This is a genomic window from Panacibacter ginsenosidivorans (genome assembly GCF_007971225.1).
GTDB lineage: Bacteria > Bacteroidota > Bacteroidia > Chitinophagales > Chitinophagaceae > Panacibacter > Panacibacter ginsenosidivorans.
The window spans coordinates 3,466,193-3,489,113 of the sequence record NZ_CP042435.1 but is presented as its reverse complement, the minus strand read 5'-3'; the positions used below and the strand labels follow the sequence as shown (position 1 = coordinate 3,489,113).

Annotated in this window: 14 protein-coding genes; 1 reads left to right on the top strand and 13 read right to left on the bottom strand. The window is 38.2% G+C overall.

All coding sequences use genetic code 11. The features are described from left to right. Positions 1–153: 153 nt before the first annotated feature. The 5 genes from FRZ67_RS14630 to FRZ67_RS14610 form a co-directional block, all read right to left on the bottom strand. Positions 154–1,536, bottom strand: a complete 1,383-nt coding sequence (locus tag FRZ67_RS14630; RefSeq protein WP_147190529.1) for a Gfo/Idh/MocA family protein — start codon at positions 1,534–1,536, stop codon at positions 154–156. 238 nt (positions 1,537–1,774) lie between these two features. Then, the gene (locus FRZ67_RS14625) at positions 1,775–2,713 is read right to left on the bottom strand and encodes an aldose 1-epimerase (protein WP_147190527.1); all 939 of its coding nucleotides are present in this window, start codon (positions 2,711–2,713) and stop codon (positions 1,775–1,777) included. Between the two features lie 108 nt (positions 2,714–2,821). Further along, positions 2,822–3,967 (bottom strand): hypothetical protein, encoded by a 1,146-nt coding sequence (locus tag FRZ67_RS14620; RefSeq protein ID WP_147190525.1) that lies wholly within the window; start codon positions 3,965–3,967, stop codon positions 2,822–2,824. Then, the gene (locus FRZ67_RS14615; protein ID WP_147190523.1) at positions 3,951–4,940 is read right to left on the bottom strand and encodes a DUF2157 domain-containing protein; all 990 of its coding nucleotides are present in this window, start codon (positions 4,938–4,940) and stop codon (positions 3,951–3,953) included. The genes FRZ67_RS14620 and FRZ67_RS14615 overlap by 17 nt, the downstream gene beginning before the upstream one ends. 217 nt (positions 4,941–5,157) lie before the next feature. After that, entirely contained in the window at positions 5,158–6,312 is a 1,155-nt protein-coding gene (locus FRZ67_RS14610) for an MFS transporter (RefSeq protein WP_147190521.1), read from the bottom strand. A 111-nt stretch (positions 6,313–6,423) separates the two neighbouring features. Here FRZ67_RS14610 and FRZ67_RS14605 point away from each other — a divergent pair, with 111 nt between their 5' ends. Next, positions 6,424–6,831 (top strand): Dabb family protein, encoded by a 408-nt coding sequence (locus tag FRZ67_RS14605; RefSeq protein ID WP_147190519.1) that lies wholly within the window; start codon positions 6,424–6,426, stop codon positions 6,829–6,831. Between the two features lie 84 nt (positions 6,832–6,915). Here the strand turns inward: FRZ67_RS14605 and FRZ67_RS14600 are convergent, their stop codons facing one another. From FRZ67_RS14600 to miaA, 8 genes are all read right to left on the bottom strand, one after another. Next, the gene (locus FRZ67_RS14600; protein WP_147190517.1) at positions 6,916–8,859 is read right to left on the bottom strand and encodes a T9SS type B sorting domain-containing protein; all 1,944 of its coding nucleotides are present in this window, start codon (positions 8,857–8,859) and stop codon (positions 6,916–6,918) included. 303 nt (positions 8,860–9,162) lie between these two features. Then, entirely contained in the window at positions 9,163–10,482 is a 1,320-nt protein-coding gene (locus tag FRZ67_RS14595; protein ID WP_147190515.1) for a vanadium-dependent haloperoxidase, read from the bottom strand. 64 nt (positions 10,483–10,546) lie between these two features. Next, positions 10,547–12,121: an FG-GAP repeat domain-containing protein gene (locus FRZ67_RS14590; protein WP_147190513.1), complete on the bottom strand. Its 1,575-nt coding sequence runs from the start codon at positions 12,119–12,121 to the stop codon at positions 10,547–10,549. 166 nt (positions 12,122–12,287) lie between these two features. Next, on the bottom strand, positions 12,288–12,752 hold the full coding sequence (locus FRZ67_RS14585) for a DUF1573 domain-containing protein (protein WP_147190511.1): 465 nt from the start codon (positions 12,750–12,752) through the stop codon (positions 12,288–12,290). Positions 12,753–12,882: 130 nt separating this feature from the next. Then, positions 12,883–16,464 carry a VCBS repeat-containing protein gene (locus tag FRZ67_RS14580; RefSeq protein WP_147190510.1) on the bottom strand — a complete coding sequence of 1,194 codons (3,582 nt, stop codon included), beginning with the start codon at positions 16,462–16,464 and terminating at the stop codon, positions 12,883–12,885. Between the two features lie 376 nt (positions 16,465–16,840). Next, on the bottom strand, positions 16,841–18,604 hold the full coding sequence (locus tag FRZ67_RS14575) for a RagB/SusD family nutrient uptake outer membrane protein (protein WP_147190508.1): 1,764 nt from the start codon (positions 18,602–18,604) through the stop codon (positions 16,841–16,843). Positions 18,605–18,625: 21 nt separating this feature from the next. Next, positions 18,626–21,820, bottom strand: a complete 3,195-nt coding sequence (locus tag FRZ67_RS14570) for a SusC/RagA family TonB-linked outer membrane protein (RefSeq protein ID WP_147190506.1) — start codon at positions 21,818–21,820, stop codon at positions 18,626–18,628. 144 nt (positions 21,821–21,964) lie between these two features. Continuing rightward, a complete protein-coding gene (miaA, locus tag FRZ67_RS14565) occupies positions 21,965–22,915 on the bottom strand; it encodes a tRNA (adenosine(37)-N6)-dimethylallyltransferase MiaA (protein WP_147190504.1) in 951 nt (316 codons plus the stop codon). Positions 22,916–22,921 lie beyond the last annotated feature (6 nt).

Below are 22,921 nucleotides of genomic sequence, written 5' to 3'. Positions count from 1 at the left end.
ACTTGGAAGGGTCGCATCATATCGTCGTCAAGGCTTGTATTTGCCCAATAAATCTATAAAACAATTATTGATTCTGTTCATTATTCTTCCGACCGTACAAGTGAGTGACACAACAACCGATGCCATGAAATACAAAAGCCGGTAACCAAAAAATTACACACCCAAAATAACCGGCTCGATCGTTTTATTCAGCCTGCTTTTTTCTGCGGCAAATGCCATAAGGTGGCTCTCTACAGAAACATCAATAGTAGAAGAAAGTATCTGCGCATTTTGATGGCCAACTGCCTGCACCCAATCCTGCATCAGGCGATGATCTCCGCCCCCGTGATAATCTGTCTTTAGCGACCAGCTTGTTTCGCGGCCCGTTTTAAAATCGGTTACGGTATAGGTTTCCATATTGCCAACGATATCTCCCTTGGTGCCCATGATGCGTGTGCAGCGGCCCTCGTAAGAAGTAAATGCTTCCATAGAAAAAGAAGCAGTGATATTTTTATCGAACTGCATGTTTACGGTAAGATGGTCGGGTTGGTCATTATCCATGCGGTACACGCATTTGCCATAATTGGTTTTCTTAAGATTACGCAGGATGATCTTGTTCCATTTGCGTGTATCATCGGGCAAATCAAAAACATACAATCTTTTTTTATCGCGGTAATAGATCTGCAATGCAGAGAAGGGACATTCACCTTCCACCGCACAACCATCTATGCACCGTTCGGTGCTTCCTTCAGGCGCATTAGCAGCTTTGAACCAGGAGAGACCACCAAAACATTGTACATGCTGTGCAGGTTCATTGATAAGCCAGCGCAGGATGTCTGTATCATGACAGGATTTTGCAAGTATAATAGGCGATGTTGTTTTGCTGTTGCGCCAGTTGCCGCGTACATAGGAGTGCGTCATGTGCACATACTCGATAGGTTCAAGATGTTGTACACTGATAATTTCGCCAATTGTTTTTGCTTCTAAGATCTGCTTTAGCTGCCGGAAGTATGGAGAATAACGCAACACATGGCAAACACTTACAATGCGGCCTGTTCGTTTGGCTGTTTCAAGAATAATCCGGCATTGCTCTTCGGTAGGCGCAGCAGGCTTTTCAAGCAAAACATCATAACCCATTTCAAGTGCTTTTATGCAAGGTTCAAAATGCAAATTATCAGGCGTTGCGATAATAACTGCATCTGCAAATTTTTCTCTTTTAAAAACATCTTCCCAATTGTAAAAGCGATTTTCAGCAGGCAGATCATGTTTGCGTGCAAAGCGGCCATTACGCACAGCGTTAGGATCTGCAATACCCACCATCTTCACTTCATCAGGACGGATGAAAGCATAATCTGCATAAATATTGCCACGATGCCCCGCACCAATAAGTATGGCTGTAACAGGTTTTGCAAGCGGCTTGTGTAGTGGATTGGTATAAATATCCTGGTTAAGACCAAACAATGATGCAATTTCTTTCCACGTAAGTATCAACGATTCAGTTGCAAAACTGAGCGTCTTCAATGCTTTTACTGGTGATAATAATTCTTTTAGTGTCATGCCTGTGTTTTTCCAATTAATAAATTCGAGCTACAAAAGCAATTGGTTACAGCAACTTTAAAGCCATATAGCTTATAATGATATTATAAAGTTATAGACTCTGTAATAACAAGGATTGTTTATGTGTGTAGAAATTTTTATATGCCCGGCAATATCATTGCTATTAAGCTTTTGTTGCGTCGCACCCTTGTACATTTTTGTCTTTAGGCAGCATGATGAACAAGCTTACGGAGTTATATTAATTTACCACTAATTGATAAGTTGTCTCAAAAGAATATGTTTTCCCGGGCTTAGCAATGATCAACCCGATTCCATTGTTAAAAGCATCTGGTACACTGCTCAGGTTTTCTATTGCAATGCTATTGCGATGTGGTGGTGTATAAATCTGCAGGTAAGGATAGGCAGCAGAAGGAATGATATTTAATTGCAAACCGTTGCTGCTGTTTTTTAAAGTGCAGGCAACAGTGCCTGTTTCATTTAGCTCAAAACAATTATCAAGAAAAGTGTCGCCAAATTTTTTCATTTCGTTGAAATGATCATAAGGCAGGTAATTACCCGTGGGAACCAACTTGTCATCAAACTCAACCATACGCTTGCTGTTGAATTGCACATCGAGTTCATCTACTGCTGATCCCAGTGTAAAGTAAGGATGCCATCCATCACTTAGTGGCATATCTGTGTTGCCTGTGTTGGTAATTTTTGTTGTAAGCGAAAGATTATTGTTTGCTGTTAAAGTATATATTATTTCCACCGCAAAAGAGAATGGGTAACCTTCATTTTTTTTGTTGTATTGATAATGAAAAACACTAAACGCTTTTTCATTATCTGCGCCTGTATTTCTAACTGCAAATTCCTGGTCAAATAATAAACCATGTATGGCTGAATCGCCCATATAAAATTTATCGATCTTATAAGAAGAATTATTGAATTTATATTCTCCTTTTGTAAGCCTGCAAACAAATGGGCTAAGCTTGGTGCTTTTAAAACCCTTTGCAATGTTTTGTTGTGCATCCGCAACAGAAGTAAAGCCATCAATAACATTAACGCTGCCTGTAGTTGAAAATTTATTAAGTAGGGCACCGAAAGAATATAGTTCCGCTTTACAACCTGTGACATCATCACTTAATGTTATAACCTTACTGTTACCTTTCTCCTCTATTGATACAGAAAATGCCATGCTATGTATTTTTGCGCAACAAGCTAATAAAATTTACAATGCAATAAAAATTCTATGCGGGCACTAAATAAAAGATGTTTCGCATTAGAGTGTAGAAAGAGAATATTTTTAATATTCTCCAGATGCACCTGCACCACCGGAACTACCGCCGCCAAATTGCACACCATCCTGCTCCACCGTAGCTTTTTTGCCGACTACCTGTGCAATGATCAATGCTTCAGCATTAAGCAGGTTTTTGTTTCTATAGCCATCATCTTCAAACGTAAATCCTTTTTTGGGTGTAGAAAGGTATTTGATCAATGTATAGCTTATAGCTATAAGCAGTATTCCAAAAATGATCATGGCTACTTCTGCGGAAAGTACAGTATGATAGTAGCGAACCGTTAATATACCTGCCACCATTAACACAAAACCCGTTCTGTAAAACATGTTTTCTTTTTGCTTCAGCCCATAAAAAATATATGCCGGAGGGGCACCTAAAGTAAAGATCCAAAACAGCCATCCCATCACTATAGATGTACCAAACATTTCCATGCTTAACCGATCTACTGCAAAATAATTTCCAGCTGCATAAAAAGTTATGAGTGTAAGCAAGGTTACCCATTGCATACAATACTTATATATAACCAGTTTATGTATGCTTAACAATTGCTGTATATACAGGTATATCAATACGGCAAATACCATCAAAACAAATGGTGCAGTTAATTTACTTACAGAACCAAGTTTGATATATAAAAGAAAAAAGAAGGTGATCGTTGCCGCATAAGCAAGAATGGCCATAAATGCATCATTAAACCTGATAGCAAGCCATAGACATACAAGCATTGTGGTGCAACTGATCACTTCATAATTATTGTCAAAATCATTGACGAGAAATGCAGAAATGATCAATAATACAATTGCTGTCATTAATATATTATCGATACCAGCGTTATAATATTTTTTTTGCTTTACCATTAATTCCAGCAAGCCATAGCAAAGCACTGCAAAGAATATCAGTAATCCTATAATTGCATCATCAGAAGAGGCTCTGGTGATCAACCATAATAATACCAAAGAAAATGTCAGTGCCATTATCGTTAGTAATGCCAGCCCTATTCTTATAAAATAATTTGGCGTGTACAAAGTATGCGCATGTTTTTCAAGAATGTTTCGATAAGCATTTTCATCAATACATTTATTGCGAAACGCAGCTGACGCCTGCTCCTGTACATATTTGTTATACAGGTTTGTATTACCGTATGCTGTCATTTGCTTTAATGATTTTATTGTAGTACATCAGCAATCTTATTAATACAATGCCTGAACCTATGAAATAAAATAAGCCAAGATAAACAGCGCCCATGCCGCCACCTGTGGCATCTAATAACCTGATAATAAAATAACCTGCGGCTATATAACTGTATAGAAATGTAACAACCAAAAAATAGAATGAGTTTTCTTTTACTGCATGCCTGTAAAAGAAAAAAGCAATAGCACCAAATACTGCAATACCTAAAAGGTAAATATCTTCAAATTCAAACAATGCAGCCAGTAAGGATATGAATAAAATATGCGCACCAAAATTTTTATACGTAAAAGCAAAATGACTTTTTATATTTCGCTTTACTGTTACAATTGAAAACGCGATAAGGCCTGCCCCTAAAACAATACCTGACAAAATTATACGCTCATTGCTGAAATCATTGTCATCTAATATCTGCATTGGTGTTACGGTTATACCAATCCATGCAGCAAGATTGGTGATGGCCAAACTTAAAACGCCAAGGTGATCAAAATAGTAAGCGGTAATAAACAATATTACCATTGGCATAAACGTGGCCAAACCCCAGCGGCTGCCAAATGCACTGTACTGGAATTGCACATAACCAATTAGTGTAAGGAGCAACAAACAACCAAGAAGCAGAATATAATCGAACCATACATTGGATGATTCGACCTTTTTATTGGCATATCCTTTTGCTTTCCGGGTACAATAAAAAAAGCAGGCAGCACAGCTTACCGTAATAGCAGTTATAATGATATCGTGCCCAATGGTGTCGATGTTCTTGTAAACAATAATACCAATGCCGGTTGTAAGCAGAAAGATTCCCAGGTAAAGCAGTGTACGCAGATCCCAATGCACGGAGACTGGTTGCGATGCTTCAAACGTTTTTACTTTTTCAAGATCAGCATCAGTAATAATTTGCTGATCCCGCAATTTTTCAAATGCTGGAATATCCATAAAGGTTAATTACGATTGAAAGTAAGCACAATCCTTTGTTTCACTAATAGAAAAATATTCCAGGCAATCAAAAACTATAATAAAACAGCCGCATAAAAGATTAAGCTGTTGTTTGAATTTGATATAACTGGTATAATTGTTAAACTGTGAACAGGAAGTACACGTGTGCGACGCAAGAGGCGATGCTATAAAAATATAAAGCCGGGTTCATAAAAACTCAGGAAACCCTTGCTTTCGTTGCCAGTAATGCAGTACCAAAACCTATTACTGCCATTAAACCAAATGACCATTGCAGGCTTAGTGCCTCAGCTATATAACCAATAAGTGGAGGGCCAAATAAAAATCCTAAAAAACCAACACTTGATACAAGTGAAATAGCTATACCGGCAGATATTTTTGCAGACTTACCTGCAAGCCCATAACTCAAGGGTACCACAGAAGAAACACCAAAACCCGTGAGAAAAAAACCAAAAGCGGCAGCATAAAAATTTGGAAATGCAACGGCTATGAGCAAGCCGGATGTAATAAGCGTTCCGCTTGCCTGCAACACACGTGTGGTACCAAATCTTGTAACCATGGCATCTGCTATAAAACGGCCCGTAGCCATGGTGGCCATAAACACTGTATAACCCACAGTAATAAGATGAGCAGGCGCTTTCACAATATCGCGGAAATAAATACCACTCCAGTCAAACATGCAACCTTCGCAACCCATACAACAAAAAGCTATAATGCCAAGCGTAATTATTGATTGTACATTACTCCAGCTGAATTTGAATTTCGTTTTTTCACGGCCATGATCATCTTCTTTAAGTGTGTAACGAAAAAAAATAATCACAGCAATACTCATAAGTGCTGCAACGATGAGAAAGTGTGTAAGCGTAGAAACGCCGAGTGAAACCATTAATGTACCTATAGCGGCACCTGTAAATCCTGCAAGACTCCATAAACCATGGAAAGAAGCCATAATGGAGCGCTTATATAAAGCTTCTACACCAACTGCCTGTGTGTTTACAGATATATTCATGAGGTTGCCCGACATACCAAAAAAGAACAACGCGGCAACTAGCTCCCACACTGTATCCACGAGACCGATGGAGCAAAGTATACCTGCATAAATAAAAGAACCAACTAATAAACAATTACGACTGCCAAATTTTGTAACCAGCCAGCCTGCAAGCGGAAGACAAAGCATAGAGCCAACAGGCGAAGCAAATAGCACCGTACCCAGTTCGGCTTTACCCAGACCAATATGATGTTGAATATCCGGGATGCGTGATGCCCATGTAGCAAAACATAAACCTGAAATAAAAAAGAAATTACTAACCCCAATACGTGCGGGGCGATGTAAAGGCATGCTGCTTGCTAACATGCTACAAATTTAATGTCAAAAATATTCACTCATTTGATTTGAATTACCCATTTATAGTACTTGTTTAATATGAATGTTGTTTTGTATTTTCATTGTACTAATTAATGTTTCATGAAAAATTCAAACAGGAGAAAATTTATTGCCACCGCAGCTTCACTTGGTGCTGCTGCAGCAGTTTCTGCAATGCCATTAAACCATAAAGTAAAAACCAAGCAACTGGCACACCATGCATTGTTCTGGTTGAAGAATCCCGATTCAATTGAAGATCTTGATAAGCTGGTAGAGGGTATAAAAACTTTATCGAAGGTCGAAACAGTCCGGGAATTACATGTGGGTGTTTTAGCCAGCACAGAAAAGCGTGATGTGGTTGATACAAGCTGGCAGGTATCTGAAATTATGTTCTTCGACGATCTTGCCGGGCAGGCTGCTTATCAAACGCATCCTGTTCATCTTGATTTTGTAAAGAATTATGGACACTTATGGGCTAAGGTGATCGTGTATGATGCTATGGAAGTATAATTATTTTTTTTGAACCCAACTGTTGTACCAATGGCATCGCCTCTTGCGTCGCACCCTTGTACAGTTTGTTATCAGCCGGGCATATTAACGTAGCAATAAAACTGTTCCCTGTTTCACCAGTCTTTTGTTTTGATCACTCACCAATTCCAGATGATAAACATAGGTACCGGGTGGTTGTACCATACCATTAAATGTTCCATCCCAGCCATTGTATTTATCATTTGTTCTGAATAATAATTTTCCCCAACGGTTATAAATAATAAGCTGAACCAATTTATAATTATCAAGCGGCAATACACGAAACTTATCATTATTACCATCTCCATTTGGCGTAAACGCATTGGGTATTTTTATTCCTTTATATACTGTTACCAATACTTTATCCATGCCTGAACCACAACCAACAGTTGATGTTGCCGATACGGTATATTCTGTACCTTCTATGGGAAATACTTTTGGCCTTATAGCATGCACATCACTTATTGCTGTGGGCGGAGACCATGTAAAATCAATTGCAGTACCTTTTATCGTTGCATCAAGTGTTGCAGTATCTCCTGCAAGTATTACTTTATCAATGCCTGCATTGAGTTCAAGATTTCTATATACATTAATCGTTAAGTAAGCAGAATCTTTACAGCCAAATGAATTGGTAACAACTACTTTGTATTCCGTTGAATCGGTTGGCCTTGCTATGGGGTTTGGAATTGCATCATTTGATAACCCTGTTGAAGGATACCATTGATACGTACCGCCACCTGATGAAGAAACAGAAAGCTGCTGACTTGCTCCTTCGCAAACCGGATGCGGCGGTATGGCAGATATTGTAGTGCTGGGATAAATTTTCAAAAAGAAAGAATCAAATGTGGTGCAGCCAAAATAAAAATTTTGTTTAAGTGTGTACAATCCGGTGTCTGCATATTTTATTGAAGGCACAACTGCCAGAGGGTCTGCCAGGCTATACGAGTAATTATTTGGGCCTTTCCATAAGATCTGCAAAGCGCTGGGGTCAGTTGCGGGAAGAATCAAATTTTTATCAAGGCAACCAAGTATATTTTGTGGTGGATTATGCAATGGCACCGGATGAATTTCTGTATAGATATCATTGGATGCAGTGCGGCAATTCAAAGAATTAATATTGGCTCGTTCTGCAACCACCATCCTGTAATTAATAACACCCGTCATTCTTCTGGGTATGGCATAAGTGGTGGTGGTCTCACCTGGTATATCCTGCCAGGTTTTGCCGGTATCCACACTGCTTTGCCATTGCACTGCAGGATCATTATAGTAAGCGCTATATGTACCTTGCAAAATAAAAGGGTTGGTATAATCTGCGCATACATTACCACCATCTGTAGCCCCATCAAGTGTGACAGTAACCAACGGGCCGCAGCTTCTGAAAGTAATATCATCAATTACAAAACCACTGCCGCAACCATAGGTAGGATTGGTAGTTATGCTTACAATTACTTCTGGCGTATTGGCTGGAGTTGTAAATGCCAGTCCATATTGTTTCCATATTCTGTCATCAGCAACAGGTATATCTCCTGTGCTTGAAGTGGACAATACAGTGCCATCTAATTTTTTTACCGTGAACGTAAGATTGGCAAGTACAGGGTTACCACCACAGGTAAAATTCTGCATGGCATTTGAGACCCAAGCCGTGAAAACATAATTAGTATTATCACAAAGATCTTTTGCAGTATCTGTATAAATAGTGCCCGGTGTGCTCTCGGCATTTATAAGCATGTAATTACCATCCAGATCTCTTGTATGATCTCCTATCATTTTTATCCAGGAATGATCATTGTTGCTGCCGCAGCCAAATAAAAAACTACTGATGACGAATTGACCTTTATTGGGGCAACCACCTGCCTGCTCAAAAGTTGTGGTGTTCTTTGGCATTACAAAACCTTTTGCACCAAAGGTCATGTTCAAAATAGGGTCCCCTAAATTTCCATTGCATAGTTGCGCCGTTGCCTTTATGGCAAAACAAAACAACAAGCCTGCAAACAGAATGGAATATTTCATAGTAATTGTTTTCTGGTACGGATTATATCAATTCATTTTTAAAACCGTTCTTTCTTACCTCATTCTATAAGGTGTGCCAAACCGTATTGGTTGTGGCATCGCCTGTTGCGTCGCACTCTTGTGCAGAAGAACCTGAATCGTCAATCATAAATCGCAGGTGTAATTGTTCTTAACAACCGATCTACAACTACCATCTTGCGTTGCTAATATTGTTCTGAAAGTACAAGTGAGTGACACAACCGGCGATGCCATGAAAAACATTGGCCGGTATAATTATCTTCGTCTTTCTTACAAATTCTTTTATTACTGCATACCTATTTTCTTCAACAAATTATTACCTACCATTGCGCCGTGTACAAGACCAGTATCAAGACTTGGACGATAATGTATGCCACCATACAGCCTGCTTATAGAAGCTTCTGCCGCTGCCTGTTTGAATGAGGTGAAATCTCTCGTCATGCCAATATAAGCTGAATCGCTGTTATCATGAAAAGCAAAATTCTGGCCGAACAAATCAGACAGCACTGTTGAAGCCGAGCCGGAAATACTGGCGTGGCCCGCAGTATATTCAGGGAATGGCGGTGTTTGCAAATATGCATTCCAATCTCTGTCGATCCAGGCATTAATTAATGTGATAGGACGCACGTATTCATACGTAAATTTCGAATCCCAGCAGGAGATGAAAGCATCCAACAAAGAAATAGCTGTGAGGCAATAAGCCTGGGCCGTTTTTACTTCGTCTGCATTTGATTGTCTGCATGCAATTGTTGTAATGCCCATCCAATGTCCGCCAGGTGTAATTTTCTTATTAGCAAACATCAGATGACCCGAATGCTGCACTACAAAGGGATTGTCATCCCAGTAATCGGCAATTGTTTTTTGCGAGTCAGAAAGATTTTTATTTACGGTATATACTTCTTTTACCATTTTATAAAAAGCGCTGTTTGTGTCTTTGCTGAATGTAAAAGGTGGCGCTGGCCTAAACTGCGAACATGTATCCAATGAAAATGATTTTATCATTTTCCAGTAGGGTTCTGTACCATCAAAATAATCCGGTGGTGTTGGCTGCCATTTACCATCTGCGTCGCTTCCCAGGTATTTGGCCATACCGCGTGTTTCTTTATACATGTCTTTTTGGGCACGCATCAATATTGTTTTGCCGATCGTATCTCCAAATGCAATGGAGCGGTTATATATATCTTCAGGAATAGCGGCTTTAAATACGTTTTCCAGTGAGTCTTCATAACGATGTAATACTGTATCTGAGAATATTCTAATGTTATAGGCAACCGTACAAAATGCTTTGGATGCAGCCAGTGTGTAATTATATTGCTTACCATTTTCAGGTTGCGGCATTTTACCAAAGCCATTCAGCTTTTCAGCAATGGATGCATAACCAGGTTTTGCAAAACGTATGGCTTCATAAGATGCCAGTGACGTATATGCATAAATACGTGAGGCAACAGGTGGAGAAAAAACATCATAAATAATGATCTGTGTTAACTGATCTTCATTTTGGTGAAGTACTTCGGTATCATTTATTACAGGTTTATTTTTTTCGGTGCATCCGAATAATAATACACAGCATAGGAAGACCTGTATCGAATAAATAACATATTTCATGTGGCGCTTATAAATTTAATTTTGAAAAATAAACTAAATAACTAACATAAACATATTACCGCAATTACCTGCCAATATTTTTCAAAAAAAGGAAGGGCGGCCCTTTTTCAAATGGCACTAACGATTTTATCATTGCAGGTGCAGAAAAATTGCCCAGTACTATATCTGTCTTTCCATCTCCGTCGAGATCGCCTGCATCCATGGTAAGCCATCTACCCTTTTGTGTTTCCGGAAGATTGTATGCTTTGAAATTAAAGTTTCCATTATTTTCCAAGTATACAAAACCTTCTTCGGGGCGATGCTGATAATCTGCAAAAAAAGAAATGGCGGCAATATCAAGGTCACCATCATTATCAAAATCCCTTGCCATAGCTTTAAAGCAACCATTTATGTGAAAGAAATATTTCTGTGTAAAATTATTCTTACCATCATTGAGGTAAATATAAATTCCATGATAAGGTTTTAATATGGCAGAAAAATCTGCATTATCTCCACAGGTGTAAACAATATCAGGAAAACCATCTTTATTAAAATCTGCCAGTTCAAAATAAGTAGAGCCATAAACAGGTGGAAAGCGCAGCAATTGTTTCTCTTCAAACTTTCCGTTGCCCTTATTAGTATATAAAAAAATACTTTCATCGCCCTGGGCAAATAAAACATAAATGTCAGGAAGACCATCATTATTATAATCCTGTACATATGCTTTTATTGCACCAGGCACTTCTCTTATTACATGCCTTTCAAATTTATTATTACCAAGATTTTCATTCCATGAAAGCGCACCTTTAAGATTGCCATATTCACAAACAAGATAATCCTCCTTGTCATCTTTATTTATATCAGATACAATTATTTGCACAGGCCTTCTAAGACTGTCAAACATAGGAATTGTGTCATAAGACATTTTATTATTTCTGCTTATAGCAAGATTATTTATTGTTCCATGCTTTCCGTTATTAGGAACCATTATCCCAATATTACATGCCACTGCACTGGCTTTTTTCATACTCATATCCACAATACTGCCTACAGGATAAAGTGAATCGTGCAACTGCAAATCGTTGTTGAATCGAAAAATGCCTTTTCTGTTTACCTCACATATAATGACATTATGTGGCGCCATAACTGTATCGACATTAATATAACTTATGCGGGGTACAGGATCATTAAATGCGGGCACTATTGGTTTAAACTGTGAAAGGTCTGATGAAATACTTACATCATCTTTATTTGCAACCAATGTATCAGGCGCAAGCGCTGTATAGTAATCAAGAATAGCCTGCCACTGCACCACATTCAATATTGGTTGCGACGGATAAAAGTCTTTATCAACATCCTTATCTCTTCTGTACGACGGATACTGTTCAAAGCCATTATTAAAAATGCCAAGCCTTGGACCCATCATGGGCAATACACCTTTTTCCCAACTCTTTGCGTCGAGCAAAGATGGATCGGGCAGGAGATGACAGGATTGACAATATGTTGCAGCAAGCTTCTTGCCCATATCAATACTTTCATCGCTTACATTTTTATGTGTGCTGTTTTTTTGATATTGCTGACACGAAACAAAACAAGCAATAAAAAAACTCATGCAAACAACTCCAACTACATATCTTTTATATTTCAACAAAACACTCATCAATATTTTAAGGTTATAAGCTCTGATAAATTATTTAAAAACCATTTTTGTCCCTGCAATTACTCTCTATTCAGCTTCTGTTGCGTCGCACACTTGAACGCCCAATACTTTGCTGAACATATATGCTGCCACACTATCATTAAATTTTATATAGCAAAAACATTCCTTACTTTTTACTGCTTACAGAATCTTTAATGACCTCTCCTATAAAAGCGATCTTATGGTAAGCTTCATTTGTTGTATTTGTTCTTACACTGATCGTTTTCCTGATCGCTCCCAATTGCCCGTTCCATTTATAAGCAGAAGTTACGATTCCTTCTTTACCGGGCTGTATCGGTTCCCTGGGATAATCAGCCACCGTGCATCCGCAGGAGGGTGCAGCAGTAATAATGAATAAAGCTTTATCACCAATATTTTTAAACCTGAATTTTATTTTTGCTGTATCAGTTGTTTTGATAGTGCCAATATTTACCAGTGTATCCAGCCAAAATATTTTTGTATAATTAGCCGTATCCATCTGTGCTATTAATGAAGGTTCAATACCTAAATTATTTTCATACGGGTTTTTATTACTGCTGCAGGAAATAAAAGTTGTTATACAAATAATAAAACAAGCCGCTATATTTTTCATTCGCTGGAATATCGATCGTTATTTTATTTTTGTTTAAATGCTGCACAATGATATCCGGTACAAGAGTGCGACGCAAGTAAAGCTAAACAGGCTTTCTGCAGCCCGGCCCATACAATCAATAGCAAATCATTTACAGAACTATCTTTCGTTGATTTCCATTTGCATCTGTTATGATTACTGATGCCATGGTATTATCTGCATTTATAAATCTTGCGGACTGCGAGAGAAATGAACTGCCGTAATAACATTCCTGCTTTTGTGTTTTGCCATTCCTGTATTGTATTACAGCGCTTATATCGTTTGGCTGCAGCGCTATACAATGCACATCTCTTTTAAGTTTAAATATTTTTAACGGTCCGCGGTTTTGAGATGCAGCAAGCAAACAGCTGCCTGTTTTACTTCTGAGTTTTACAAGTGCTTTGCCATTACCAGGAATATAAATGCCGCTTTGCAAAATTGTTTGTGGTACAAAATTGCCTTTGCCATCTCCCTTCATAAATAAGCCATTCAATGCATCATAGCGGCCAGTTGAAACATCGGTGCCATAATCATTTCCATTGATCACTACGTCCAAATTTCCATCGCCATCAAAATCTTCAACTGCCATGCCACAGAGCATAGATAACTGCGCTTGCATTGGCAATGGTTGTAAAGTGAATTTACCATTGCCATCGTTGCGTATATAACATGACTTTAAATTATTTGCATGATAGATGATGGCATCTTTACGCTGATCTGCCAAAAGCACAGAATCCATTGTAGCGTTTGCATAAGTGCGGTAGCTTTGAAACCTTGAACGCATAGCAATCATCTGCTTGATAAGATCGTCTCTCCCGTATGCAGGAAATTCTCTTTTTGTTTGGTCTTCCATGCTTGTTGGAAGATACAGCGCCGGTATAGCATCATAGTTTCCATTGTTGTCAAAATCTTTTGCATACACAGCAATCGGGTATTGATCGCTTGCTTTGTAAAAAGAATTTTCTCCTACGTTGCCTGCGATATAATCTATGTCGCCATCATTATCAAAATCGCCGGGTGCAATAGTATTCCACCAGCCAATCTGGTTATTAATACCTGATGCTGATGATACATTTTTAAAAACACCTTTATCATTTTTCAAAAATGTGATGGGCATCCATTCGCCGGCGAGTACAATATCTGTCCAGCCATCGTTATCAAAATCCGTAAACACAGCATCGCAAACAAGTCCAATATTGTTCAGGTCTTTTGCAACAGAAGCAGTAACATCTGTAAATTGAATCTTTCCATTTTTAGTATCGTTCCTGAAAATAAAGCTGGATACCGGTTTAGGATAGTTCCATGGATCTACACGACCGGCAACAAAAAGATCGAGATCGCCGTCTTTATCATAATCAATCGCTCTTACACAAAATTTGCTGGTGAGATTTTTGGCCAATGCAGTGGTATCTTCTTTAAAAATTCCTTTACCATCATTAATATAAAACCTATCGCGGTATGATGCATCATTATGATTATTCTGGTAACCACCGCTTGCAATATAAAGATCGGGGTCGCCATCCTTATCTGCATCAAATAAGAGTATGCCAAGGTCCTGTGCTTTTTTCTTATCCATACCTGTGTCTGCAGTAAGTGCTCTTTGTATAAAATGGCCATTGCTTTGTTGCAAAAATATTTGCGCACTGTACCCAATAGACCCTCCGATAATAAGATCATCAAGACCATTGTTATCTACATCGCCTGCTGCTAATGCAGGATCAAATTCAGAAAATTTATGTGGTAATAATTTTTGTATGTTGAAGTCAACAAAATCTTTTTCATGATGCACATAATGTATGTTTACTGAATCAGAGAAATCTTTGAATAAAGTATTTTTTGCAAGCATTTCATGCGAAGATGAATACTCAATTTTTGCATCATTGATATTTACTTTCAGTAATTGATCAGCTTTAATATTGGGAATACTTTGCTTTTTTCCATTGGGCCATTTGATCACAACAGAGTCTACCATTGTTGTTTTACCAAGACCAAACTGCGCACGGCTGTCAACAGAAGAAAGATATCCACGGTAAGGTGTATTCTCCCAAAACTGTATTTTGCCGTGATCATAATATACATAAGCATAAGCACCGACGCCGTTTTTGTTTTTGCTATCTCCTGCAAATTGAATTTTTAGATAGTGGCTGCTATCAATAAATTTTTGTCTTGAACTATTATTATACACTATTGCCTCGCTGTTGATATTATTTATCACTACATCAAGATCACCATCATTATCAAGATCAACATATACCGCCCCGTTGGAAAATGTTGGTTCGCTTAAACCCCATTTATTAGTTACATCAGAAAAGGTAAGATCTGCATTATTTTTAAATGCATAGTTGTGCAGCTTTACCTCTGGAATCTGTTGAAGAATGATTTTTTTAGAAGCAATATTTGTTGCCTGGTTTCTGTAAGAAATAAAATCATGATCTGTAAGATCTTTGGGATACCCGTTGGTAACTATTATATCACGGTTACCATCATTATCAAAATCTGTAACGAGCGGCGTCCAGCTCCAATCAGTTTCAGCCATACCGGCAAAAAAACCTATATCACTAAAAGCAGGAACACCAATAGAATCATTAGCGCCAACTCTTGGCCCCTGGTTTAATTGTAGTGTATTACGCACATACTGATAATTATACCCAAAACGGTCACTATTCTGGTATCGCTGATAGCTGATAGAATTCAGCATCATTTTCTTCCTGAAATTATCTTCAGGATCCATGTCCAGGGCCACTACATCGGCAAGGCCATCATTGTTTATATCCACGATGTCATTACCCATGGCATTTGCTGAAGTATGCTTGAAATATTTTGAAAGTTCTTCTGTAAAAGTGCCATCATGATTATTAATCCAAAGAAGATCATTGGAGATAAAGTCATTGGTCACATAAATATCTTTCCAGCCATCCTGGTTGATATCAGTAATGTTCACAGAGTGACCATAACCTTCTGTTTGTATCCCGGCCTGTTTAGAAACATCTGTAAAGAACGGATGCTTTAAAGAATCACTCCAGTCATTTCTGTAAAGCCTTCCGGTGCTGGGGTTCTCACCATTTTTTAAAACAGGATGAAAGTTATCGGGAAACTTAACTGTATTAACTGCATTCGTTACTACATATGCATCAAGATCACCATCATTATCGTAGTCAAAGAAAGCTGCCTGGGTTGATTGACCTGTATCTGCCAAACCATACGTTTCAGCCATCTCTTTAAAGTGAGGCACATTATTTTTATCGTTTCCCTGATTTATATACAGTAAATTTTTGCGCTGATTAGCTTCATGTTTTAATGTTGCACATACATATATATCCTGCAGGCCGTCATTGTTTATATCAACAACAGCAACACCCCGGCACCATTCACCATTACCATCAACCTTAGCAACATCCGTTATGTCTTCAAATTTAAAATCGCCTTTGTTCAGGTACAACTTGTTGCTCACTATATTGCCCGTAAAATAAAGATCCTCCAAACCATCATTATTAAAGTCTCCAACGCCTACACCGCCTCCATTATATATATTGGTTATATCCAGCGGATTTATGGTATCATTTTCTACTATATTATTCGAAAAATCAATACCTGATTTACCGGAACTTACCTCAGTGAATAAAGTATCGTTACCAATACATGCAGAAAATGAAACTATCAAACTAAAACAAATCAGAAAATTAATAACCCTCATTCTAAAAGTTTTACTTAATGCATCATTACGATGCGCATATAATAAAAAAATGTACCCGGCTTAAACACATATTGCATCTTTACTTGCGTCGCACTCTTGTACTTTTAGTAAGCACCTCGGCAAGATCGAAAATTCTAAAAGTTTTTTTCACCTTTTAAAACCTTTTTTATTACATAATCCAATTGCAGCAGCTGGCTCTTAACAATGTTCAAAAGTGTTCAGAACGATGAAAGGATTGCGACGCAACGAAGATAAATCTGTGTTATATAGCTGGTATCAATAAAGTATTTCTTTAGATATAAAATAACATTACGAAAAAGAGGCAGAGTTATTAGCTCTACCTCTCTTATAAAAACTAAATCTATTTTATCTATTATTAATATCCTGGATTTTGAACTAAACGTTCTGTTCCATCAGAATTCAGGTTATCAATTTCTCCTTGCGGAATTGGGAAGTATTCGTTCTTTCCTGCTGTCCAGTGTGCATTTGCTTTTAACGGCATGATTGATCTGTACCTGTCATAATAAGCATTTAATACTGTACCTGCAGTCCCGTATCTTACAAGGTCAAAGAAACGATGACCTTCCATAGCAAGTTCAAGTCTTCTTTCAAATTGTACCGCTTTTATAGCATAATCTTTCGAAGGGAAAGAAGTATATAATCCAATCTTATAAGTATCAGCATTGGTACCTCCGGTATAAACTGCATTTGCGGCATCATAGCTTCCACCTTTTTTAACCCATGTGTTTGAATCTGTAACCCTGTCGCGAACCTGGTTTACATAATCCATAGCAGCAGCAAGATCACCTGCATCAGCGGCACATTCTGCAGCCCAAAGTATTACATCGGCAAAGCGTATAATATTCACATTGTTTGCAACCAGTTCAGTTGGCCCCCAATAAGCACTGCCAACATCTGTATAAGAATCTTTCTGAGAAGCTGCATAAACATTTTTTATTGGACTGAAATGACCGTCGGCACCTGGGTTTCTGATCCATGCATCGCCTGGATGGTTACCCCAATCCAGATAAGGAATACCCTTTCTTCCCATTGTCCAGTCAATTCTTGGATCTAAATTACCTACATAAGGAGTTGTAACATCGCTAACGTGATTACCGCTATACCAGGTGTCAAGTAATGGAAGACCATTTGCGTCAGTTTTAAATGCATCAGCCAGATCCTGTGATGGATTATAAAATCCACAGCAGGCACCCGGGCCACCTGTGTAAGGGAAGTTTAGGATATCACCGTAATTTCCGTTTGGATCACCACCCCAGTCAACTGAAGAACCATCCTGTACAGAAGTCTGTGCAGCAAATACAGACTCTGCACTGTTTTTCTGAGCGGGGTTGAAATTAGAGTAGAAGTGTGGCAGGAGCGCATACTTTTCGCCTTTTGTAGTTTTACCGTTGGCGATGATATCTTTCAACAAAGTATAAGCATCAGAATATTTATGCTGAAACATGTATGTTTTAGCCAATAATGCTTTTGCCGCCCATTTATTCACTCTTCCTTCGTCGCTAAATGTTTCAGGCAGGTTATCTACAGCAAAATTAAGATCAGCTTCAATATTTGGCCAAACATCTGTTGTATTTGTAGTATTGTCTAATGTTAGATTTTCGTCAGCATAAACAATATTTCCAAATATTTTCTTTAATTCAAAATGATAAAATGCTCTTAAAAATCTTGCCTGTGCAGAGATTTGGGTTGCTTCTTCAGCAGGAATATCAGTTGCAAGAGGCAATACTCTTAATACATCGTTACACCGTTGTGCACCTGAATAACAAAGTTTCCATTTTTGCGGTATAGCACCATTTGTGGGGGTTATGGTCCAATCTTCCATTGGTGCTGCATCCGCCACATCAGATGGATCGGAACCCTTATTAGCATCGTCCGATGCTACACCACCAAATATCCAGTTTGAAGCGCCGGAAGCAAATCCATCACCTGATGCGCCTTCCCCATCAACAAGGGAATAAGCGCCAATTAATACACCCTGAACTCCTACCTCAGACGCAACAATTTCAGGGTTTAATGTTCCTAAAGGTGGCTTGTTAAGAAAGTCTTTGCTACATGCGGCAAGCACCACAATAACAGAAAGACTTGCAGGAATAATAATTTTATATTTTATCTTTTTCATATAGACTAAATGAGTTAGGAATTAAAAATTAAGGTTGATGCCAACAAGATATGACGGTGTATGCGGGTAGTTACCCTGATCTATACCTAAGTTATTAGCATTCGCAGAAGAAGGATCTGTTGATGTCAACTCGGGATCAAGACCGTTATATTTTGTTATTGTAAACAAGTTTGCTGATTGCACATATATGCGCAAATGCTCAATTCCGAATCTTGATAATAAAGTACCGGGCAAAGTATACCCAAGCTGCATTTGTTTACAACGGAAATAAGAACCTTTGCTGATAAAATAGCTACTGGTTGACTGATCAGAGCTAAAGCTTCCTGTATTATACAAAGCAGGTATGGAAGTATTTGTATTTTCCGGTGTCCATGAATTAACTGCAGCTTCTCTTCTGATGCCTCCCTTGAAAAAGTCTGGAAAATCTGTATAATACAACGTTTGGTTATATATATCATTTCCTTTAGATCCGAAGAAAAATGCAGAGAAGTCAAAACTCTTATAGCTCATCGCCAAATTTAATCCATAAGTAAAATCAGGATGTGGGCTTCCGATATAAGTTCTGTCATTGGCATCAATGGTACCGTCATTATTCACATCCCTGTATTTAAACAATCCTGGTGCTGCACCAGGTTGTGAAGGGGATTTATCAATATCATCCTGGCTTTGGAAAAGACCTATAACATCATATCCAAAGAAAGCTCCCAAAGGATGACCAACTTCATTACGCTGAATAACAACGTTTCTGATACCGCCTGCATCAAAATATCCGGAACCAGGTATAGAAACGATCTTGTTTTTATAAGAAGTGAAAATACCTGTAACATCCAGCTTAAAGTCTTTAGATACATTTGCATGATAAGTCAGACTTAAGTCTAAACCGGAGTTCTGATTATCAGCGATGTTAACCTGTGGAAGACCTGCATCACCTACATATAATGAAGCCCATTGAGGACCCTGAGCGCCATATAGAAGGTCATTTACTTTCTTCTTATACCATTCAACAGTGAAATCGATTTTATTTTTAAGGATAGTCGCATCTACGCCGATGTTGGTAATTATATCACCTTCCCAGGTTGTACTTGGGTTTCCTACGTTGCTCCTGAAGAAGCCGGCGTATGGTGATGTACTTGTACCTGAAATATCATAAGCAGAGCGTCCTAATCTTGTGCTATACAGGTTAAAAGGATTCGTTGCACCAACGTTTCCTGCAGTACCCATTTTACCCCAGCTCCCGCGCAATTTCAGATCGTTTATAAAGGAAACTCCTTTCATGAAGTTTTCCTGTGATATTCTCCAGGCAGCAGAAACACCGGGAAAATAGCCATATCTAACATCTTCTGCAAAAACAGAGGCACCATCCCTGCGTATGCTAGCATTCAGAAGGTATTTTCCTGCATAGCCATATTCAAGTTTTGCAAACTGAGACCAAAGAGAACTTTGATAGGCGCCACCTGCGTTAGATTGAGTACCAGTACCTGCACCAAGTACCCAGTAATTTGGGTTTTCCGAAAAATAATTACTTCTTGTTCCAGATAAATTTCTGCCGTAATAATTTACAGCTTCAGTACCTACAAGCACCTTTACATTATGATTACCAAAAGTATTACCATATGTTAAGGTATTGGTATAAGTCCAGCTGGAATTATAACCTGCTCCTTCTGTAAAAGAATTAGCACCAGTATTGCCTTCTGCATTTTCGTAACCAACATAACTAAAATAATAGTAATAATTGTTATCAACCACTCCACCAAAACTTGTGCGGGCAGTAAAATGTTTCAGGAAGTCAACTTCGGCGTATACGTTTCCTGTAATATCCCAGTTATTACTCTTGTTATCCTTACTTCTGTATATGTTGGCATAAGGATTTTGAGCATTTCCCAGATCCTGTGATTTAGTACCAGCAAAATTGCCAGCAATATCATAAACAGGAATGATAGCGTCCTCGCGAAAAGCAACACTAAAAGGGCTGCCTTCACCCTGATTACCATAAGTAGGATTATTCTTGTAGAAGACATATGCGTTTTCCCCTACACGAATTTTATTACCGATATTAAATTGAGTATTTGCCCTTACAGAGTATCTTTTATTATACTGAAACCTGGCAATACCCTGTTGATTAAGATAACCAAATGAAAAGAAATAAGAACTCTTATCAGAACCAGAGCTTACAGATATATTATGGCTTTGTGTAGGTGCATTTCTCGTAATAACATCATACCAATCAGTACCTGCTTTATTAGCACGTGTAATCTGATTAGAATTGATATTGTAAGTAGCCGGATCTGTATTTGGATCACCTTCAAAAGCTCCTGTTGGAGTTATATAATCAGGAATAACAGGATTTACACCGGTTCCATATTGTTTACTACCCCAACCTTCGTCACCGGGTTGCAAACCAGAATTGATGCGCTGTTGCCAAATAGCATTAGCTTCTTCCTGTGTATTGGCCATGTCAAAACCAGGGCCTTTTGTAGTAACACCATAATAACCATCATAACTAACCCTGGCTTTACCGGCTTTACCTTTTTTGGTAGTTACAATAATAACACCGTTTGCACCTGCAACGCCATAAATGGCAGCAGAGGCATCTTTTAATACCTGTATTGATTCAATATCCGAAACGTTGATGTTGTGAAGATCGCCTCGCACTCCATCAACCATTACAAGCGGCTGATTATTACCAAAAGTGGTAACACCGCGAATACGAAGATCACTTGCAGCTCCAGGCTGACCTGAGCTAATTACTGTAAGACCGGAAGCGCGCCCCTGTAAGGCTTCTTCACCTGTTCCTACAGGCACTTGCTTCATGTCTTTTACATTAACCACAGCAACAGCACCGGTAATTTCTTTTTTCTTCTGTGCAGTATAACCTGTTACTACGATCTCATCTAATGAAGATGTTTTTTCTTTTAATGCCACAGAAATAGTTGATTGACTTGATACATCAATTTCCTGATCATCAAAACCAACTGAAGAAATAACTAAGATTTTTTTACCAGCAGGAACATTAATGCTAAAAGTTCCTGTAGGAGAAGTGGCAGTACCAACATTGGTACCTTTTACCAGAATGGAAGCACCATTAATTGGCTGATTATCTTTTGCACTCGTCACTGTACCTGTGACTGTTTTCTGTGCAAACGCCGTAGCTGCAATAAACATGAAGAACACGGCTGCGCATAAACGCACAGCCAAGCAATCGATTTTTTGTCTCATAAGCGGGCAAGTTATGGTTGTGTTATTAAATTGGGACGGCTAAAATTAGGGAATTAATCTTTTGTTAAAGAAAAAAAATAAACTTTTTTTTATTGTGTCATACGTACACATTATAAATTGTGTGTTACTGACACAATGAATTCTTTATAATATTGATATATTAGGCGTTATGCTATTTTCATTTTTTATGCCTGATGCCAAATAATCATTAATATCTGTTAACAATGTATAACTATTACCCCACTTGATATTAGGATCTTTTTTAAACCAGGTTATCTGCCTTTTTGCATAATGTCGGGTATTAATTTTCACTTTCTCAATTGTTGTGTCTAATAACAACTTTGTATCGAAGTACTCAAACAGCTCCTTGTAGCCAACAGTCTGTAATGCATTCATATTTCTAAAAGCTTTTAACGATGTAACTTCTTGTATTAATCCTTGCTCAAACATTTCAGTGGTACGCTGGTTTATATTTTTATGTAATTGTTCCTTTGAAATTTCAATACCAAGTTTAATAATATTAAAAGGCCGTACTTTTTTTTCTCCCTTGTGAAAATCTACAATAGATTTTCCTGTGGTGAATTTTACTTCCAACGCCCGCATTAACCTTTGAGGGTTTTGGCGTTCTGCTATTTGCCAGAAATCCGGATCATGTATCTGAATTTGCTTTTGAAGCCAGGCTATTCCATTGATCTTATAATTATTAATTACCTGGAGTCTTATTTTTTCGTCTGCTTCCGGTATTATGTCCAGTCCTTCGCAAAAAGCTTTTATATACAATCCTGTGCCGCCAGCCATAATAGCTACATTATTATTTCTAAAAATTTCTGCTGCAGCATCAAGCGCATAGCGTTCAAAGGTCTGAGCTGTAACATTTTCATGAATTGAATGTGAGCTGATAAAATAATGTTTTACCATACTCAATTCCCTTTCAGAAGGTTTTGCCACACCAATATTTAATTCTTTAAAGCATTGACGGGAGTCGGCAGAAATAATAGAAGTATTAAATCGCTGCGCAAGTTTTATAGCCAGAGCAGTTTTCCCGGAGGCTGTTGGCCCTGTAATAATTATAACTGTGTTGTTATGATGGCTCATAAAATA

Excerpts from the sequence above, each read along its gene's own strand:
- FRZ67_RS14630 (WP_147190529.1), bottom strand. The coding sequence starts at position 1,536 with ATGACACTAAAAGAATTATTATCACCAGTAAAAGCATTGAAGACGCTC.
- FRZ67_RS14625 (WP_147190527.1), bottom strand. The coding sequence starts at position 2,713 with ATGGCATTTTCTGTATCAATAGAGGAGAAAGGTAACAGTAAGGTTATA.
- FRZ67_RS14620 (WP_147190525.1), bottom strand. The coding sequence starts at position 3,967 with ATGACAGCATACGGTAATACAAACCTGTATAACAAATATGTACAGGAG.
- FRZ67_RS14615 (WP_147190523.1), bottom strand. The coding sequence starts at position 4,940 with ATGGATATTCCAGCATTTGAAAAATTGCGGGATCAGCAAATTATTACT.
- FRZ67_RS14610 (WP_147190521.1), bottom strand. The coding sequence starts at position 6,312 with ATGTTAGCAAGCAGCATGCCTTTACATCGCCCCGCACGTATTGGGGTT.
- FRZ67_RS14605 (WP_147190519.1), top strand. The coding sequence starts at position 6,424 with ATGAAAAATTCAAACAGGAGAAAATTTATTGCCACCGCAGCTTCACTT.
- FRZ67_RS14600 (WP_147190517.1), bottom strand. The coding sequence starts at position 8,859 with ATGAAATATTCCATTCTGTTTGCAGGCTTGTTGTTTTGTTTTGCCATA.
- FRZ67_RS14595 (WP_147190515.1), bottom strand. The coding sequence starts at position 10,482 with ATGAAATATGTTATTTATTCGATACAGGTCTTCCTATGCTGTGTATTA.
- FRZ67_RS14590 (WP_147190513.1), bottom strand. The coding sequence starts at position 12,121 with ATGAGTGTTTTGTTGAAATATAAAAGATATGTAGTTGGAGTTGTTTGC.
- FRZ67_RS14585 (WP_147190511.1), bottom strand. The coding sequence starts at position 12,752 with ATGAAAAATATAGCGGCTTGTTTTATTATTTGTATAACAACTTTTATT.
- FRZ67_RS14580 (WP_147190510.1), bottom strand. The coding sequence starts at position 16,464 with ATGAGGGTTATTAATTTTCTGATTTGTTTTAGTTTGATAGTTTCATTT.
- FRZ67_RS14575 (WP_147190508.1), bottom strand. The coding sequence starts at position 18,604 with ATGAAAAAGATAAAATATAAAATTATTATTCCTGCAAGTCTTTCTGTT.
- FRZ67_RS14570 (WP_147190506.1), bottom strand. The coding sequence starts at position 21,820 with ATGAGACAAAAAATCGATTGCTTGGCTGTGCGTTTATGCGCAGCCGTG.
- miaA (WP_147190504.1), bottom strand. The coding sequence starts at position 22,915 with ATGAGCCATCATAACAACACAGTTATAATTATTACAGGGCCAACAGCC.